This is a genomic window from Erwinia sp. LJJL01 (genome assembly GCF_047300805.2).
Taxonomy (GTDB): domain Bacteria; phylum Pseudomonadota; class Gammaproteobacteria; order Enterobacterales; family Enterobacteriaceae; genus Erwinia; species Erwinia aphidicola.
The window spans coordinates 1807328-1823543 of sequence record NZ_CP178576.1; the positions used below are offsets into that span (position 1 = coordinate 1807328).

At 52.6% G+C, this 16216-nt stretch carries 15 protein-coding genes; 9 read left to right on the forward strand and 6 right to left on the reverse strand.

Translation table 11 applies throughout. The features are described from left to right. Window positions 1-371 precede the first annotated feature (371 nt). The 7 genes from ACLI4M_RS09245 (at window position 372) to ACLI4M_RS09275 (ending at window position 7839) form a co-directional block, all read left to right on the forward strand. Window positions 372-2303 carry a PTS mannitol transporter subunit IICBA gene (locus ACLI4M_RS09245; protein ID WP_048917868.1) on the forward strand — a complete coding sequence of 644 codons (1932 nt, stop codon included), beginning with the start codon at window positions 372-374 and terminating at the stop codon, window positions 2301-2303. Window positions 2304-2400: 97 nt separating this feature from the next. Further along, on the forward strand, window positions 2401-3549 hold the full coding sequence (gene mtlD, locus ACLI4M_RS09250) for a mannitol-1-phosphate 5-dehydrogenase (protein WP_133622403.1): 1149 nt from the start codon (window positions 2401-2403) through the stop codon (window positions 3547-3549). Window positions 3550-3623: 74 nt separating this feature from the next. Continuing rightward, window positions 3624-4169: a mannitol operon repressor MtlR gene (gene mtlR, locus ACLI4M_RS09255; RefSeq protein ID WP_048917874.1), complete on the forward strand. Its 546-nt coding sequence runs from the start codon at window positions 3624-3626 to the stop codon at window positions 4167-4169. A gap of 72 nt (window positions 4170-4241) precedes the next feature. Continuing rightward, window positions 4242-4604 carry a YibL family ribosome-associated protein gene (locus ACLI4M_RS09260; protein WP_048917870.1) on the forward strand — a complete coding sequence of 121 codons (363 nt, stop codon included), beginning with the start codon at window positions 4242-4244 and terminating at the stop codon, window positions 4602-4604. A gap of 307 nt (window positions 4605-4911) precedes the next feature. Next, window positions 4912-5559: a response regulator transcription factor gene (locus ACLI4M_RS09265; protein WP_133622402.1), complete on the forward strand. Its 648-nt coding sequence runs from the start codon at window positions 4912-4914 to the stop codon at window positions 5557-5559. Between the two features lie 70 nt (window positions 5560-5629). Continuing rightward, on the forward strand, window positions 5630-6109 hold the full coding sequence (locus ACLI4M_RS09270; RefSeq protein WP_133622401.1) for a hypothetical protein: 480 nt from the start codon (window positions 5630-5632) through the stop codon (window positions 6107-6109). Further along, window positions 6106-7839, forward strand: coding sequence for an FKBP-type peptidyl-prolyl cis-trans isomerase N-terminal domain-containing protein (locus ACLI4M_RS09275; RefSeq protein WP_133622400.1), 1734 nt, complete (start codon window positions 6106-6108; stop codon window positions 7837-7839). The genes ACLI4M_RS09270 and ACLI4M_RS09275 overlap by 4 nt, the downstream gene beginning before the upstream one ends. 69 nt (window positions 7840-7908) lie before the next feature. Here ACLI4M_RS09275 and ACLI4M_RS09280 read toward each other — a convergent pair whose 3' ends face one another. Then, window positions 7909-8160 (reverse strand): FaeA/PapI family transcriptional regulator, encoded by a 252-nt coding sequence (locus ACLI4M_RS09280; protein ID WP_048917873.1) that lies wholly within the window; start codon window positions 8158-8160, stop codon window positions 7909-7911. Window positions 8161-8464: 304 nt separating this feature from the next. Between ACLI4M_RS09280 and ACLI4M_RS09285 the strand changes: the two genes are divergently transcribed. Further along, the gene (locus ACLI4M_RS09285) at window positions 8465-9280 is read left to right on the forward strand and encodes a winged helix-turn-helix domain-containing protein (RefSeq protein ID WP_435581193.1); all 816 of its coding nucleotides are present in this window, start codon (window positions 8465-8467) and stop codon (window positions 9278-9280) included. A gap of 8 nt (window positions 9281-9288) precedes the next feature. Next, the gene (locus ACLI4M_RS09290) at window positions 9289-9759 is read left to right on the forward strand and encodes a hypothetical protein (RefSeq protein ID WP_166643138.1); all 471 of its coding nucleotides are present in this window, start codon (window positions 9289-9291) and stop codon (window positions 9757-9759) included. Between the two features lie 57 nt (window positions 9760-9816). On the opposite strand, the gene ACLI4M_RS09295 is transcribed toward ACLI4M_RS09290, so the two are convergent. The 5 genes from ACLI4M_RS09295 to ACLI4M_RS09315 all read right to left on the reverse strand — a co-directional run bounded on the left by ACLI4M_RS09295 (window position 9817) and on the right by ACLI4M_RS09315 (window position 16043). Further along, complete coding sequence (locus ACLI4M_RS09295) at window positions 9817-10878, reverse strand: sugar ABC transporter substrate-binding protein (protein WP_048917877.1); 1062 nt, start codon at window positions 10876-10878, stop codon at window positions 9817-9819. Window positions 10879-10910: 32 nt separating this feature from the next. Then, on the reverse strand, window positions 10911-11909 hold the full coding sequence (locus ACLI4M_RS09300) for an ABC transporter permease subunit (protein WP_133622397.1): 999 nt from the start codon (window positions 11907-11909) through the stop codon (window positions 10911-10913). Continuing rightward, window positions 11906-13411 (reverse strand): sugar ABC transporter ATP-binding protein, encoded by a 1506-nt coding sequence (locus ACLI4M_RS09305; protein ID WP_048917879.1) that lies wholly within the window; start codon window positions 13409-13411, stop codon window positions 11906-11908. Before ACLI4M_RS09305 ends, ACLI4M_RS09300 begins: the two co-directional genes overlap by 4 nt. Before the next feature lie 382 nt (window positions 13412-13793). Next, window positions 13794-14411 carry a superoxide dismutase [Mn] gene (gene sodA / locus ACLI4M_RS09310; protein WP_062818519.1) on the reverse strand — a complete coding sequence of 206 codons (618 nt, stop codon included), beginning with the start codon at window positions 14409-14411 and terminating at the stop codon, window positions 13794-13796. Window positions 14412-14702: 291 nt separating this feature from the next. Next, entirely contained in the window at window positions 14703-16043 is a 1341-nt protein-coding gene (locus tag ACLI4M_RS09315; RefSeq protein WP_048917881.1) for an aspartate aminotransferase family protein, read from the reverse strand. Window positions 16044-16216: the final 173 nt, after the last annotated feature.

Below are 16216 nucleotides of genomic sequence, written 5' to 3' on the forward strand. Positions count from 1 at the left end.
ATCGGCCAATGAAGTGTGATCTGGCGCGTTTTGCCTCAAAATATTTTGTGACTTGAATCACAAAAATGCTACAAAGCCACAACGTTAATTTGTGATTCATGTCACATCAATACGCTATAATTGATTAATTTTCAGGCTAAGTCCTTTTGCTACAGTGAATAAATGTGATCTTAGTCACTAAAAAACCCCATCTACCCCACCCTTCATAGTGATCTGTATCACACTTTAGCCCGCCGCTACGCAGCACCATATCCGCGTGATAAAGTCCGCCTGCATACAGTGATACTGACGGTTTAACCCGCTGTCACGTCTAAAACAAAAATCAACGCGCTCTCTTATTGTCAGCGCGTACCAATAAGGGGTGTTTGTTTATGTCCTCATCAGATATCAAGATCAAGGTTCAGAACTTTGGTCGCTTTCTGAGCAACATGGTAATGCCGAATATCGGGGCGTTTATCGCCTGGGGTATTATCACCGCGCTGTTTATTCCAACCGGATGGCTGCCAAACGAAACCATGGCGAAGCTGGTTGGTCCGATGATTACCTATCTGCTGCCGCTGCTGATCGGTTATACCGGTGGCCGCCTGGTTGGCGGCGATCGCGGTGGCGTGGTCGGTGCGATTACCACCATGGGTGTGATTGTCGGTGCCGACATGCCAATGTTCCTCGGCTCGATGATTGCCGGTCCACTGGGCGGCTGGGCAATTAAAACCTTCGACCGTCAGATTGATGGCAAGATCAAATCTGGCTTCGAGATGCTGGTGAACAACTTCTCTGCCGGTATCATTGGCATGCTGCTGGCCATCCTCGCTTTCCTGGCGATTGGTCCACTGGTTGAAGGTCTGTCGCATATTCTCGCCGCGGGCGTGAATCTGATGGTGCAGAACAACCTGCTGCCGCTGACCTCTATCTTCGTTGAGCCAGCTAAAATTCTGTTCCTGAATAACGCCATCAACCACGGTATCTTCTCGCCGCTGGGTATCCAGCAGGCCAGCGAAGCCGGTAAGTCGATCTTCTTCCTGATTGAAGCGAACCCAGGCCCGGGTATGGGCGTGCTGATGGCGTATATGTTCTTCGGCCGCGGCAATGCCAAACAGTCCGCCGGTGGCGCGGCAATCATCCACTTCTTCGGTGGTATCCACGAAATCTACTTCCCGTACGTGCTGATGAACCCGCGCCTGATTCTGGCGGTTATCCTCGGTGGTATGACCGGCGTGTTCACGCTGACTCTGCTGAACGGCGGCCTGGTGTCCCCGGCTTCTCCGGGCTCTATCCTGGCGGTGCTGGCAATGACGCCAAAAGGCGCCTACTTCGCGAACATCGCCGCGATTGTCGCTGCTTTTGCTGTCTCCTTCGTGGTCTCTGCCATCCTGCTGAAAACCAGCAAAGTGAAAGAAGATGACGATATTGAAGCCGCGGCTCGCCGTGTGCAGGAGATGAAAGCCCAGTCTAAAGGTCAGAGTGCGGCCGGCGTTGCCGCTGCTGATGGCCTGCACGGTGACCTGAGCCACGTGCGCAAAATCATCGTTGCCTGTGATGCCGGTATGGGCTCCAGCGCCATGGGTGCAGGCGTGCTGCGCAAGAAAGTGAACGATGCTGGTCTGACTGCGGTTTCCGTTACCAATATGGCGATTAACAGCCTGCCGGGCGACGTTGACCTGGTGATCACCCACCGCGACCTGACCGAACGTGCGATGCGCCAGGCCCCTCATGCCCAGCATATCTCGCTGACTAACTTCCTCGACAGCGGCCTGTATACCGACCTGACGGCACGCCTGGTGGAAGCCGGACGCAGCGCCGACCATCGTGAGAAAGTCAGCGCGACGCTGAACGACAGCTTCGATGATGGCCAGGACCACCTGTTCAAACTGAGCGCCAGCAACATCTTCCTCGGCAACGTTGCGACGGATAAAGAGCAGGCGATCCGCTTTGCCGGTGAGCAGCTGGTGAAAGGCGGCTACGTTGAGCCGGAATATGTGGAGGCGATGCTGGCGCGTGAAAAACTGACGCCAACCTACCTCGGCGAATCCATTGCCGTGCCGCACGGCACCGTGGAAGCGAAAGACCGCGTGCTGAAAACCGGCGTCGTGTTCTGTCAGTATCCGCAGGGCGTTCACTTCGGTGAAGAGCCGGAAGATATTGCCCGCCTGGTGATCGGTATTGCCGCGCGCAATAACGAACACATCCAGGTGATTACCAGCCTGACTAACGCGCTCGACGATGACAGCGTGATTGCCCGCCTGGCCAGCACCACCGACGTGCAGGAAGTTCTCGACCTGCTGTCAGGTAAAACCAGCGCCTGAGCCGGTTGAAGTTAATACCTCCCTGGGGGCTGGGCATGCCCGGCCCTTTTTTGCTTTGGGCATGCCCGACCTTTCCATTTTTGATACGGGAATAATTATGAAAGCATTACATTTTGGCGCCGGAAATATCGGCCGTGGCTTTATCGGTAAACTGCTGGCGGATGCCGGTATACAGCTCACCTTCGCGGATGTGAATCAGGTGGTACTGGATGCCCTCAACGCGCGCGGAGAATATCCGGTTCACGTCGTCGGTGAGCAGGCGCAGGTTGAGATCGTTAAAGGGGTAAACGCGGTTAACAGCACCAGCGATGACATTATCACGCTGGTCGCAGAGGTTGATATCGTTACCACGGCAGTTGGCCCACAGATCCTTGAGCGCATTGCCGCTGGCATTGCCAAAGGGCTGGCCAAACGCAGTGATAGCGCTAATTCCCGTCCGCTCAATATCATCGCCTGTGAAAATATGGTGCGCGGCACCACGCAGCTGAAAGGCCACGTGCTGAAGGCGCTGCCAGAGCAGTATCACGCCTGGGTTGAAGAGCATGTCGGCTTTGTTGACTCTGCCGTTGACCGCATCGTGCCGCCGTCAGAAGCAGGCAACAGCGACCCGCTGGAAGTCACCGTGGAGACCTTCAGCGAGTGGATTGTCGATAAGACCCAGTTCAAAGGCGCGCTGCCTGATATTCCCGGCATGGAGCTGACCGACAATCTGATGGCGTTCGTCGAACGTAAGCTGTTCACGCTGAACACTGGCCATGCCATTACCGCTTACCTTGGCCAGCTGGCCGGGCATAACACCATCCGCGAAGCGATTCTCGATGAGAAAGTGCGGAAAGTGGTGCAGGGCGCGATGGAAGAGAGCGGTGCCGTGCTGATTAAGCGCTATGGCTTTGACGCGGCAAAACACGCGGCGTACATCCAGAAAATCCTCGCTCGTTTCGAGAATCCCTACCTGAAAGATGATGTGGAACGCGTCGGCCGCCAGCCGCTGCGTAAACTGAGCGCGGGCGACCGTCTGATCAAGCCAACGCTCGGCACGCTGGAATATAACCTGCCGCACGATAATCTGGTGACCGGTATCGCCGCTGCTCTGCACTACCGCAGCGATCAGGACCCGCAGGCGCAGGAACTCGCCGGGTTGCTGGCGCAGCAGGATGTTGCCAGCGTGCTGGCGCAGATCTCTGGCCTGCCTGCCGACAGCGATGTCGTCAAGGCGGTAGTGAAGGCCTGGAACGCTATGGCATAATAGTGCAAGCGCTCCTCACGGACGAACAACCAGGGCACAGCACTGCTGTGCCCGCGCAGGCGTCCTTACGCCATATGAAAGATATGCAGGCACTCATGGAACAACCACAGGCTTTTGAAAATCGGGTGCTCGAACGCCTGAACGCCGGACGATCGGTAAGAAGTTTTCTGATCGCCGCCGTTGAACTGCTGGCTGAGGCCGTGAACATTCTGGTGGTGCAGGTGTTCCGTAAGGATGATTACGCCGTTAAGTATGCCGTAGAACCGCTGCTGCTCGGCGATGGCCCGCTGGGGGAACTCTCGGTGCGCCTGAAGCTGATTTATGGCCTCGGGATGATTAACCGCAACGAGTATGAAGACTGCGAGCTGCTGATGGCGCTGCGTGAAGAGCTGAATCATGACGGCAGCGAGTATCGCTTTACCGATGATGAAATTCTCGGGCCCTTTGGCGAGCTGCACTGCGTTAGCGCGCTGCCGCCGCGCCCTGATTTTGCCAGTGACGATAGCGAGCTGCGCGCCATGCAGCAGCAGCGTTATCAGCAGGTGGTGCGCTCGACGATGGTGCTGTCCCTGACGACGTTAATCTCAGTGATCAGTCTTAAGCAGGCTTTTAAAAAGTAACCCGCCCTTTCCCCCTTTGCCCCGCTTTCGTGTATCCTTTGCAGCAATGAATCAATTTAACGGTCAATCGCGATGAAAGAACAAGTTAAGGCAGAAATCAAAGAGCTCAGCGACAAGCTGGATGCCCTTAATCACAAAGAACCCGGGCTGCTGGCCTCTGGCGAGAGCGAAAAGCTCGGCGAACTGCTGAAAGAGAAAGACAAGCTGGAAGCGGAAATCGAACGTCTGCGCGGCGTGCGTGCGGAAAACCTGAGTAAAGAAGCTCAGCAGCTGCAGCAGCTGCCGTTCAGCCGTGAAATCACCAAGAAAGAGCAGGCTAACATGGGCGCGCTGAAGAAGAGCGTGCGCGGCCTGATCGTGGTTCACCCAACGACTGCCCTGGGTCGAGAAATGGGCCTGAAAGTCATGACTGGCTACGCTAAAACCCCATTCTAAGTGCCCAAAGCTGTACGGGGAGCAGATTGCTGCTGTTCCCCAGCCCTCTTGTACTCGTTCGTCTTACTCCCCCCTCCAGAATAAATATCGAAAAACATCAATAACGCGATAGTCGCGACTTTACTACTCGCTATTTTTTTATAAACAGAATTAAATATCGCAATTATCAAATGAGAAAAAACTAACTACCGACAAAATAAACACGACGATATAATAGCCTACTCAGGATTAAATTAAGATTCGTAAGGATGCTTGTTTCGACTCAGGTAAGCGTCTTCTGTTAAGGACAATACAGGTGAGTGGCCATATGAGACAAAGTACAATAACCATTGTGGTAAACGATCCCAATCGCTTTTTCCAGGAAGGATTGAAGCTCTCTCTCTCTGCGAAATTAGCCACCGCCGAAACACATGCTGAGTTTACCGATTGCATCTTTAATACGCGGGCAAAAATGGTTTTTCTTGCTGAAGATGCCTTGTCTATCGCCAATATCCACTATCTTAATCACCGCCTGCAAACACGCCCCTCCAGCGTGTTTATTATTCGTGATGGCGATGGTACGCAACAGGCAACATCAGAGACAATGAAGAGCGACATTACTAATTATGTGCCCATTTATCGTGACTGGTCCGTCGAAAGCATTCTTGCCGTGGTGAGCGAAAAGCTCGATCAACAACAAGATATCCGCAATATTTTCATCCCTACATGTTCTATACGCAGTGAAAATAATTTGACCAGAAGGGAAACCGAGATTCTGCGCTACCTGGCGCGAGGTATCAGTAACGGTGGCGTAGCGCGTTTTCTTCAAATTAGTGAGAAAACAGTGAGCGCTCATAAAAGAAATATTATGTCGAAGCTCAATATGATCCGCCCGGCTGAACTTAACTATTGGCTCATTCAGGAAGGGTGGTGTGAAGCCCGCTTTTCGAGTGAGCTAATGAGTAGCATTCAATAAGCGGATGCAATTCTTCTGTACAGCATGGGGTTATTTTCGCGCTGTAAATGATTCAAAACAGAGTTTTTTCATGATAACTATTCGCCGATTTTCATTCAGTAAAAACATAACCAGAATCACTCTATTATTAGCTTTTTTTCTTTCAGGCTGCCAGATTCTGCACCATCGTGATAAACCAGCCGCCTCTTCGGTGCCGGTAATACCCCCTATCCAGTCTGAAATATCGCAGAATCCAACTGCAATGAGTCAGAACAGGCCAGCTCCGCTGCACAATGAAAAATATGATGCGGAAAGTGAAAAGCTAAAGCAGTGCCAGTCTCAGCTTGACGCCCTTAAAACGATGAATCCCGATAAGTATAAGCGTTTGCATACCTCGTTTGATTACCTGATGAACGGGGCTGCGCAATATACCGGGATACGTCAGAACACCAATGTGGATACCCAGGATACGGTTGATGCACTGTATCGCTACCGGGCAAACTTGTTATGTTCTCAGATTGCGCAAGCGCTGCTGGATAGTCTGACCAGTAGGGGTGAGGCGCGTCCATGATCGGCAAACGCTTCGTTCCTTTCGCATTTTCTCGCATTGCACTGCTTATCTGCTGTTTGACCGCCGCTAGCCAGTATGCCTGTGCCGCAGAGGGTGAAGCCCCCGCCATCCTGCAATTTGCGCGAAAGTATCAGCAGCAACAGCAGCAGTTAAACCCACCGGTTTATCCCCCAAGGAACAAACCTCGGGTGGTTGAACATGTGGCAAAAAAACGCGCTGAGCAAGTCACCCTGCCTGTCGATAACCTTAAGTTAAAGCAGCTACAGCAGGAGCTAAAGTTAAAAGATCAGCAGCTTTCGGCGAAAAGCTCGACCATCAATCAGCTGCAGCAGAGTCGCGCTGAACTGCAAAAAACGATCGAAGCCGGACAGAAAAAATTAGCTCAGCAGGCCGCCAGCCAGGCGTTGCTGTCACTTAAAAATGCGGCATCGCTGTTACCCACGCCTGAAACCCTGGCAGAAAAACTGAGGCAGGCTAACCAGCAGCTGAACGTTGCACGCCAGAGTGAAAGCAGCTTGCAGAGCAAGCTTAAATTGTTAAACCTGGAACTGGTTGAACTGCGTAGTAAAGTCCGATCTCAGGCAGCGACAGCCGACCGGCAGAGGGAGAGCGGGCAAAAAAATGACGCCATGGCTCAGCAGATTGACGCACTCACGCAGTCACAGACGCACTCAAAAATCGATTTAGCACAGAGCCGCCAGCAGGTAGATCAGGCCAGAGCACAGCAGCAGAAGATTGAGCAACAGATGAAAATGTTGTCAGCTAAAATGGAGGCTGAGCGACAGAAGTTTGCCGCAGAGAAGCAGCAGCTGCTGGAGCAAGTTTCTGCTGGCCCTAACTCAGGCGAACAGCTAGCTGCCAGCCAGCTTCAGGTTAAATCTCTGCAAGCTCAGTTAGACAGCCTCAAGCTGACCTCAACCAAAAGTAGTGATGCCCGCATCGCGCCCCTGACGGCCGACAAGCAGGCCAGCGACGAAAAAGCCAAAGAACTACAGACGAAACTGGATGCAGCATTGGCCAACAAACCGGTAGCGATGGTTACTAACCCATTAGAAGTGACTAAAGAGCAGTTAAAACAAAAAGCGTCACGAGAAGCCTATGCCATTGGTATGTCTCTTGGAGCGGAGATCTTACAGATGCAGGCTGAAAATGCGATTAATGACTTACCAAAGGATCAGCATATTGTTTTAGGCGGGATCATTGATGCTTTTCAGAACCAGGCAAAACTCTCTTCCGATGTATTACGTACAACGCTAACTGAACTTAACGGCCGATTAAAAAAGCAACGCGACAAAATCCATAACAACCTGGATATGGCAACGAAAAGCTACCTGGCTAAGTTTACTAAACGGAAAGGCACCATCAAATCTGCGGCCGGTTTTTGGTACAATATAGATTACCCTGGTGATTCAGCCATTCCTAAAAATGCCACTCTTGATGTCGTGGTGAAAGAGAGCCTGACTAATGGTACCGTCATTACGGATATGGATGCCAGCGGGACGATGCTGACACAACCTGTCTCTGCATTCCCACCCGTTTTTCGTGAAGCGTTAATTAAACTCAGAAACCACGGCTCTGCCATATTGGTAGTACCGCCTGAGCTGGCCTATGGCAGTAAGGGCTATCCTCCCAAGATTCCGCCCAATGCGACCATGGTATATCAACTTCGCATTTCAGATATATATCCAGAAAATCAGAAAAAAAATGAAGTGAAAAACGGGAATGGATGATTAAAAATCATCAAGCATAAACGGTTTGGCAAAAAAAAACGCAACCTGTGCGGTTGCGCCATAAGAGCCTTAAGCCCTGAAAAGATCTGTCTTATCCCAAAATAAACTTTTACGGTTTTCTCTCTTCACTGAAGTGACAACCCCTTCCTGCTCCAGCTTTATAAGAACATGACGTGTGTTATAAATGCTTAGTTCGGAACGGTTAGCAATGTCTCTGGTGGTTGCGTAAACGGAGGAGGTTCCATCATGGCCATTCTCCTCAAAAAATGCTTTCAAAGCATGAATAACTTTATCTACTGCTGTTTTTCTTTGAGTGCTCATTATACCTCTCCTTTTCTCTATTCCGGCTCCTGCCGCATAATGAAAAATGATAAAAAACCTGCTTAACCGCAGGTGAACAATGATAGTACGAGCACAACCCAAACAAAACTTAATATCAATTATTAATGAATATTAAAATATATCACCTTTAATAATTAATTTTGCAGTACAAATCACTAAATAGTCCAAAATACGCTGATTCATTAAAAGGAATAACTGACACAATTAATCTCAACTTAAAATTAATAATCAGACAAGAAAATATTTTTCAATCATAAGTAAAAACCCGGAAAAGTGAGTTTCATTGACATCTCAAACGGTTATCCGGATAATCACCACGCTAATGACGGATTATATTGATAAAACAATGGAATATTTTATTAATCAAAAGTTTCATTTTGATGGCATAAATGAAACGATCAAACCCATCGACCGCGACACGCCACTGATTAAACTCTCCAAACCCAGCAGCCGATTATTAGAGGAACTGTTAACTCAACCTGGCATCACTCTCTCCCGGGAAGAACTGTTACAAACCGTATGGGAAAATCATGGATTAACCCCCTCTACCAGCAATCTAAGCAACCATATTAGCTTCTTAAGAAAGGTATTCTCTCAGCTAGGCGAGCATGAAAGAACCATTATTACCGTGCCAAAGGAGGGGTTTAAAATTGAGGCAAACGTCACTTGTAAAGAATCAGAGCATACGCACGATATAAAAAACAATGAAGATAAAACCAAAATAAACCAACACAGCAAAACAGATAAATTATATTTATCAGTTTTTTTTATCATCGCTGTCTCGATCGTGGTGATTCTTTTGTTACTTCACTACTGCCGCCCGGCATCAATCAACGTAGAAAAATGCCAAATCAGAGAGATATCACATGAAAGTCATGAATTCAGAAAAAACAACATAAAAACGTTAAAAAGATTCATCAGGAAATACAGCATTGACTGCGAAAGCAGAGATAGCGTTATTTTTTATAAGTTTTCAAATACCAAAACCACTAATAACAAAGATCCGGATCTTACCTTTATATCTCAGTGCGAAGTAACAGCAAATGACACCCTTTCTCACTGCGAGAATTATTTTTCAATTTTACTAAAAAAACCATGAGAAATATTATGCTGGCCATCGGGTTTTCGGCCCTGGTTATCATCGGCCAGAGTATCTACTTCCTTTGTGCCAGACCTGATGATAATCGACATCCGCTGGTTTTGTCATGCCGGGCTGAGGTCCAGTTCGACATTCAACTGCCGGACTCAACGACCCTGATGAACGGCAGCCTGAGCCTGACAACGCTGGGTAGAGAGCGTTTGGCGCTGCAATATTCAGGGCAGCTAATCGCTAATCAACAGCACACCACGCTTAGCAGGACGCTGATAATGCACTATCGCTATTATCCAGAAAATCATGCCCTTGAGCTGGAATATATCCGTAGTCACGTCAGCGACGTGGATACCACGCCAGATGATGTCTTCTATCGTGCATTGCTAAAGAAAGATGCTTTTATCCTCACCCTGAAGCAAATTGCCAACAATGCGCGCCTTGTTTCACTGCCGGGCATCCCGCTGTACGTTTGCATCGACCAGTAAAAAGATAAAAAAAAGGGCTTACTCACCTGAGTGAATAAGCCCTGAATTCAGAGATAATTACTTCTTGGCGTATTTCGCTTCGAGCGTGGCGAACCAGGGCGCAACGAAGTCCTGAGAGGTTCCCCAGCCTGGGATAATTTTGTTCAGATTCGCCACGTTCACCGCACCGCCGCTTAGCTGTGACTGTGAAATAGCGGAAGCCTTAAACTGGTAGCTGGCCGGAGTCGCTTCCCCGCCAATTTTATTTGCCACCAGGCGCATGTTTGTCGCACCAATCAGCTTGCTGTCGACGGCCACCGTCTGCTTCCAGGGGCTGTTTTTCTCACTCATCAGCTGCAGATCCTGGTTGGATACGTCAATGCTGTAGAGTTTGATTTCGCTACGGCCATTCTCCTGCAGGGCTTTATAGGCACCCTGAGCGAAGGCGTCCCACGATCCCCAGATAGCGTCAATTTGTCCTTTCGGGTACTTCGCCAGGATCGCACCAATTTTGTTTGCCGTGTCGCCCTGCACATCTGACGATACGGCACCAATCGACTCCAGCTGATGAATGCCTGGGTTGGCTTTCAGCACTTTTTCATACACTACCTGGCGACGTTCCATTGCCGGGAAGCCCGCCACCCATAGCTTGACGATATTCGCTTTGCCATTAGTGTCTTTCAGCAGCTGGTCGAGGGAGAGCTGCGCCAGTGACGCATCATCCTGCGCGGTAACCGTTACGCCGTCGATCGGCTTATTCACCGGAGTATCAAACACCGAGACTTTAATCCCGGCGTCAGTAATGCGTTTCACCAGATCGGTGGAGTACGGGTCTTTACCGTGGGACAGAATAATGCCGTCATATTTCTGGCTGATAGCCTGGTTGACGAAATCCTGGAAGCGCGCATCGTCGCCGTTACTGAGGAAGGTGCTGACTTTAAAGCCCAGCTTGCGCCCTTCCTGAATCGCACCGGCCACAAACTGCGTGGTGTTATCGTCGGAGCCGAGGTTGCGGATCACCGCAATGCGTACCGGACCTTCATGGTTAGCGATAGCAGCGGGTACCGCCGTATCGGCGGCGAACGCGGGCAGTGCGCTGAGCAGGCTGATAGCCAGCAGTGAACCCGTGAATTTTTTCATTTATAGTAATCCCTGTCTGAGAGTCATGCGCCTTAACGGCGCTGCACGTAAGTGATCGCCAGCGCTACCGCCAGCACCAGGCCTTTAATAATGTCCATCGCGTAATAGGGTACGGAAAGCATCACCAGACCATTTTGTAATACACCGAGGATCACCGCCCCCAGCAGCGTACCGAGCGCGTTGGGCTTGCCTGCACCAGCCAGTGAAAGGCCGATCCACGCAGCAGCCACCGCATCCATCAGATAACCGCCACCGGCGTTGACCTGCGAAGAGCCAATACGCGACGCCAGCAGAATACCGCCCAGCCCCGCCAGCAGTGACGAGATAACATAAGCCAGCACGCGATAGCGCGTGGTGCGAATGCCGGACAGGCGCGCCGCTTCCGGATTACCGCCAATCGCATACATGCGGCGGCCGTGTTTAGTCAGCGACAGCAGCAGCTGCGCCACCACCGTCACGGCGATCATGACAATCACAATAATCGGTACCTGACCCAGCAGCGAAAACACGGCCGGAATAGTGCCTTCCGCCATGTCACCGCTCGGCAGCACCATATTCTCGGTAATCGACCCACCAAAGCTGTAGGTCATTGCCACACCCTGTACCACAAACAGGCTGGCCAGCGTCGCCAGCATGTCGGGAATTTTCAGCACCACGATCATAAAGGCGTTAAACAGGCCGACCAGCGTACACAGCAGCAGGGTCAGGACGATGGCCTGGGTCGGGCCGAAGCCGTACCAGACGAACATCGAGATCACCAGCGAGTTGGCCAGCGAGGCCGTGGCGCCAACGGAAAGGTCGAAGCCGCCAATCGTCAGAGAAACAGACACCCCGATGGCGATAACCGTCACAATGGCGATCGAGCGCAGGATGTTGATGATATTGGTCGGTTCAAGGAAGCTGTCCGACGCCACGCCAAAGCCGGCGATCAGCGCTACCACGGTTAGCAACATTCCCCACTTATAGAGAAAATCGAACAGCTGGTGTCGTGCGGACGGTGCCGCCTTCAGGGAAAGTTCTTTGCTGCTCACGCAGGCGTTCCTCCGGTGGAGTAAAGTAAAAGTGTCTCTTCGTCGACCTCATCCGCCGCCATTTCAGCGACGATGCGCCCGTCCCACAGCACGCAGATACGGTCACACAGGCCAACCAGTTCGGAAAATTCGCCCGAGGCATAAATCACCCCTTTTCCCTGGCGCGCCAGCCCATCGATCAGGGTGAACAGATCGGTTTTGGCTTTGATATCCACGCCTTTGGTCGGTTCGTCAAAAATCAGCACATCGGCGTCATTGCGCAGCCACTTGCCGATCGCCACCTTCTGCTGATTGCCGCCTGACAGGCGGCGCAGCGTCTGCTTCGGCCCGGTGGTGCGCACCCCGAGTCGCGCGATCACCTCTTCCGCCCAGCGCCAGGCCTGACGGTGGCCGAACAAACTCCAGCGTGAGAAGCTGTTATCGGCGCTGATACTGAGGTTCATCACCACCGATTCATCAATGAAGATGCCCTCTTTGCGTCGCTCTTCCGGGATCAGCGCCATGCGATTCTCGACTGCCGCATGCGGGGAAGAGGGTTTCCACGCTTTACCGTGCAGCTCGCCGCGCTCAACCCGGCTGCGGCTGGCACCAAACAGCGCCTTGCACAGTTCGGTTTTACCCGCCCCGGCCAGCCCGGCGATGCCGAGGATTTCGCCTTTGCGCAGCGTCAGGCTGATATCCTTCAGCAGCTGTTCGTCGTGCAGCCCGCTGATATGCAGCAGCGTTTCATCACTGAATGGCGGGCGCTTGGGTGGGTAGATATCATCCAGCTGGTGACCGAGCATCTTCTCAACGATCTGCTCGCCGCTCAGCCCCTGCATCGGGCCGCTTTCAATCAGCTCACCGTCGCGCAGCACCGTCAGCCGGTCGCAAATCGCCTTCAGCTCATTGATACGGTGCGAGATAAATACCACGCCAATGCCCTGGCCTTGCAGCTGACGCACCACTGCGAACAGCTTTGCGCTTTCGTGCTGGTCCAGCGGGGCGGTGGGCTCGTCAAGGATCAGGAAGCGGCAGTGATGCGACAGCGCGCGCGCCAGCAGGATTTGCTGCTTTTCCGCCAGCGAGCACTGCTCCACTTTGCGCGTCACATCGATGCTGACATCCAGCCTTGCCAGCAGCGCCCGCGCCTGGCGGCGCATTTCGCCCCAGCGGTACAGCTGCCCACCTTCTGCCAGGCGATCCAACATGATGTTTTCCGCCACGCTCAGCCCGGCCACCAGCGCCACGTCGACTTCCTGCTGCACCAGGTGAATACCCAGCTGCCTGGCGTCGCGCGGGGTACGAATCGTCACCGGCTGCCCGTCCAGCAGGATTTCGCCGCTGTAGCGATCGTATGCGCCCGACAGCACCGCCATCAGCGTCGATTTCCCGGCGCCGTTAGCCCCCGTCAGCGCGTGGATGGAGTGCCCTTCCAGCGTGAGGTCCACGGATTTAAGCGCCGCAAAACCGCCAAAAGCGATGGAGATCTGGCGCATTTCAAGGCGATTTATCGCGGTCATAGGCGTGTTTTCTCTGGCTATAAATGTTGAGGCGTGCCGCATTTTTTATTGGATTGTCACGGCAGGCAACGAACGAAAGAGCATAAGCTAACACAAAATATTATTAGCCATCCAGATGTCCAGACACTACAGCGCTAAACGCTGGTGCATGAGTGCTAATTAGTGGAAATAATTGGAATGATTGCCAGTAACAGCGCAGTTATGCTGCCTGACATCGCTGACCTGTTGCGTCGCTGACGGTGGATGACTGCAGAGAAATGTTCGAAGGTGAAAAGCAGGCACAAAAAAACCGGAGAACGTAGCGCCGGTTTTTTTATACAGGGATATTTACAGGGGCGGACCTCTTTTTCGCTCCGCCCGTCAGGTCGACAACTCCTGAATATTACTTAGCCGCTTTGAAGTTCTCTGCAGCCACATCCCAGTTAACCACGTCCCAGAACGCCTTGATGTAGTCAGGGCGTTTGTTCTGGTACTTCAGGTAGTAGGCGTGTTCCCACACATCCAGACCAATGATTGGGGTGCCGGATGCGCCAGAAATCGCTTCGCCCATCAGCGGGCTATCCTGGTTAGCAGTAGAAACCACTGCCAGCTTATCGCCTTTCTTAACCAGCCACGCCCAGCCAGAACCGAAACGGGTGGTGGCCGCTTTTTCGAATTCCGCTTTGAACGCGTCAACGCTGCCGAAATCTTTCTCGATGGCTGCTTTCAGATCGCCGCCCAGAGTGGTACCGGTTTTCAGACCTTTCCAGAAGAAGCTGTGGTTAGCGTGGCCACCCGCGTTGTTACGCAGTGGGCCTTTTTTGTCGGCTGGCAGCTGGTCCAGTTTGGCAATCAGCTCTTCAACCGGCAGGTTAGCGAACTCGGTGCCTTCCAGCGCCGCGTTCGCGTTATTCACGTAGGCCTGGTGGTGTTTAGTGTGATGGATTTCCATCGTCTGCTTGTCAAAGTGTGGTTCCAGTGCATCGTATGCGTAAGGCAGGGATGGCAGTGTATAGCTCATATTCATCGTCTCCATTAATGGTAGTCGGCGCTGCAAGTCACTGTTCAGCACCACGTAAGCAGTGGGATCATTATAGTTAAATAAACCATTGGGAAAAGGGTTATCAATGCCCCGACGTTGGTAAGGGTATCGTTAACAGCAGGCGGGGCGGCGCAGTTATAGCTAATCGCGACCAGGTTACAACCAAATGATCTAACGGATTATTTCTCTAAACGTCCGGTAAAACTGCCTGTAAGGGCCAATCATCTTTTCCGATCGGCCCTCCGGGGCGGGCCTGCCCGACCCGCGATATCAATGCCCCAGTGCAGCCAGCGACTTATCCAGCGCGCCGACCAGCCAGTCGATATCGCTCTCCTGGAAAGCTAGCGGCGGGCGAAGTTTCAGTACGTTGCCATAAGGGCCGGCGACCGACGTCAGCACGCGGTTATCGCGCAGCATTTCGGTAATATCCAGCGCCAACTGCTTATCCGGCGTTTTGCTGGCTTTATCTTTTACCAGCTCAAAACCGATAAACAGACCCGCGCCGCGCACGTCACCGACGCACTCATACTTCTCTTTCAGCGTGGACAGCTCCGCCAGCAGCTTCGCGCCCACCACACGGCTGTGCTCCTGCAGCCCCTCTTCTTTAATCACGTTCAGCACCGCCTGCGCCGCAGCCATCGCTACCGGGTTGCCGCCAAAGGTGTTGAAGTACGGGATATCGTCGCTGAAAGCTGCCAGTACCTCGCTTTTCGCCAGCAGGCCGGAAACCGGAATGCCATTACCCATCGGCTTGCCGGTGGTGATCACATCCGGCACCACGTCATGGCGGGCAAAGCCCCAGAATGCCTCACCGGTGCGGGCAAAGCCGGGCTGCACCTCATCCGCAATAAAGATCCCACCGTTTTTATGCACCACGTCGATAGCCTGCCTGAGGAAGCCTTTCGGCCCTGGCAGCACGCCGTCAGAGGAGAAGATCGAATCGGCAAGGAAGCCGGCGAACTTAATGCCGTGGGCGGCCATGTCGTCAATCTGCTTCTGAATCTCAGCGGCAAACCAGGCGCCTAGATCAGGGGCATCAACGCGGTAGCGATCTGGCGGTAGTACCAGGCGCGTGGTCGCGGCCAGCGGCTGCCCGCTGCCCAATGCCGGGGAGACGCCGGAAGTGAGGTCGCTGGTGCCGTGATAGGACTCCTGAGTCACAATAATGCCACTGCCGCCGCTGTAAGCGCGCGCCACGCGGATCGCCAGGTCGTTGGCCTCGGACCCGGTGCACATGTACATGGCGCGGTCGATTTCCGCCGGGGCAGTAGCGAGCAGCTGTTCAGAGTAGTCGAGAATGGCTTCGTGCAGGTAGCGGGTGTGGGTGTTCAGCTGCTGCATCTGCTGATACACCGCATCAATTACCGCCGGATGGCAGTGCCCGATGCTGGCAACGTTGTTATACACGTCGAGATATTTATCCCCGGCGGCATCCCACAGATACTGGCCCTGACCGCGCACCAGATGCACCGGCTTACGGTAGAACAGGCGGTAAGACTCGCCCAGGACCCTGCTGCGTTTATCGGTCAGCTTGCGCACATCCGCGCTCAGGCCGTCGGCATGCTCGGCACGAAAGCTGTTGGTATCCATAATGGTTGAACGTGTAGCCATGATCACTCCCGTTGCAAAATTAAGGTTTGCCTGGCGCAGGCAGTCAGCGGTTTCTGCCTCTCATCATGGCAACTTTTTTGTAAAATGCAATCAAATACACAAATACAATAAAATACACATGCAGCGTGGCAAATTGTCGGTTAGGCTATGTCGCAGAGAGAAACCCAGGGAGT

What these genes read in the sequence shown, in the direction of transcription:
- ACLI4M_RS09245 (WP_048917868.1), top strand. Translation starts at nt 372, where the DNA reads ATGTCCTCATCAGATATCAAGATCAAGGTTCAGAACTTTGGTCGCTTT.
- mtlD (WP_133622403.1), top strand. Translation starts at nt 2,401, where the DNA reads ATGAAAGCATTACATTTTGGCGCCGGAAATATCGGCCGTGGCTTTATC.
- mtlR (WP_048917874.1), top strand. Translation starts at nt 3,624, where the DNA reads ATGAAAGATATGCAGGCACTCATGGAACAACCACAGGCTTTTGAAAAT.
- ACLI4M_RS09260 (WP_048917870.1), top strand. Translation starts at nt 4,242, where the DNA reads ATGAAAGAACAAGTTAAGGCAGAAATCAAAGAGCTCAGCGACAAGCTG.
- ACLI4M_RS09265 (WP_133622402.1), top strand. Translation starts at nt 4,912, where the DNA reads ATGAGACAAAGTACAATAACCATTGTGGTAAACGATCCCAATCGCTTT.
- ACLI4M_RS09270 (WP_133622401.1), top strand. Translation starts at nt 5,630, where the DNA reads ATGATAACTATTCGCCGATTTTCATTCAGTAAAAACATAACCAGAATC.
- ACLI4M_RS09275 (WP_133622400.1), top strand. Translation starts at nt 6,106, where the DNA reads ATGATCGGCAAACGCTTCGTTCCTTTCGCATTTTCTCGCATTGCACTG.
- ACLI4M_RS09280 (WP_048917873.1), bottom strand. Translation starts at nt 8,160, where the DNA reads ATGAGCACTCAAAGAAAAACAGCAGTAGATAAAGTTATTCATGCTTTG.
- ACLI4M_RS09290 (WP_166643138.1), top strand. Translation starts at nt 9,289, where the DNA reads ATGCTGGCCATCGGGTTTTCGGCCCTGGTTATCATCGGCCAGAGTATC.
- ACLI4M_RS09295 (WP_048917877.1), bottom strand. Translation starts at nt 10,878, where the DNA reads ATGAAAAAATTCACGGGTTCACTGCTGGCTATCAGCCTGCTCAGCGCA.
- ACLI4M_RS09305 (WP_048917879.1), bottom strand. Translation starts at nt 13,411, where the DNA reads ATGACCGCGATAAATCGCCTTGAAATGCGCCAGATCTCCATCGCTTTT.
- sodA (WP_062818519.1), bottom strand. Translation starts at nt 14,411, where the DNA reads ATGAGCTATACACTGCCATCCCTGCCTTACGCATACGATGCACTGGAA.
- ACLI4M_RS09315 (WP_048917881.1), bottom strand. Translation starts at nt 16,043, where the DNA reads ATGGCTACACGTTCAACCATTATGGATACCAACAGCTTTCGTGCCGAG.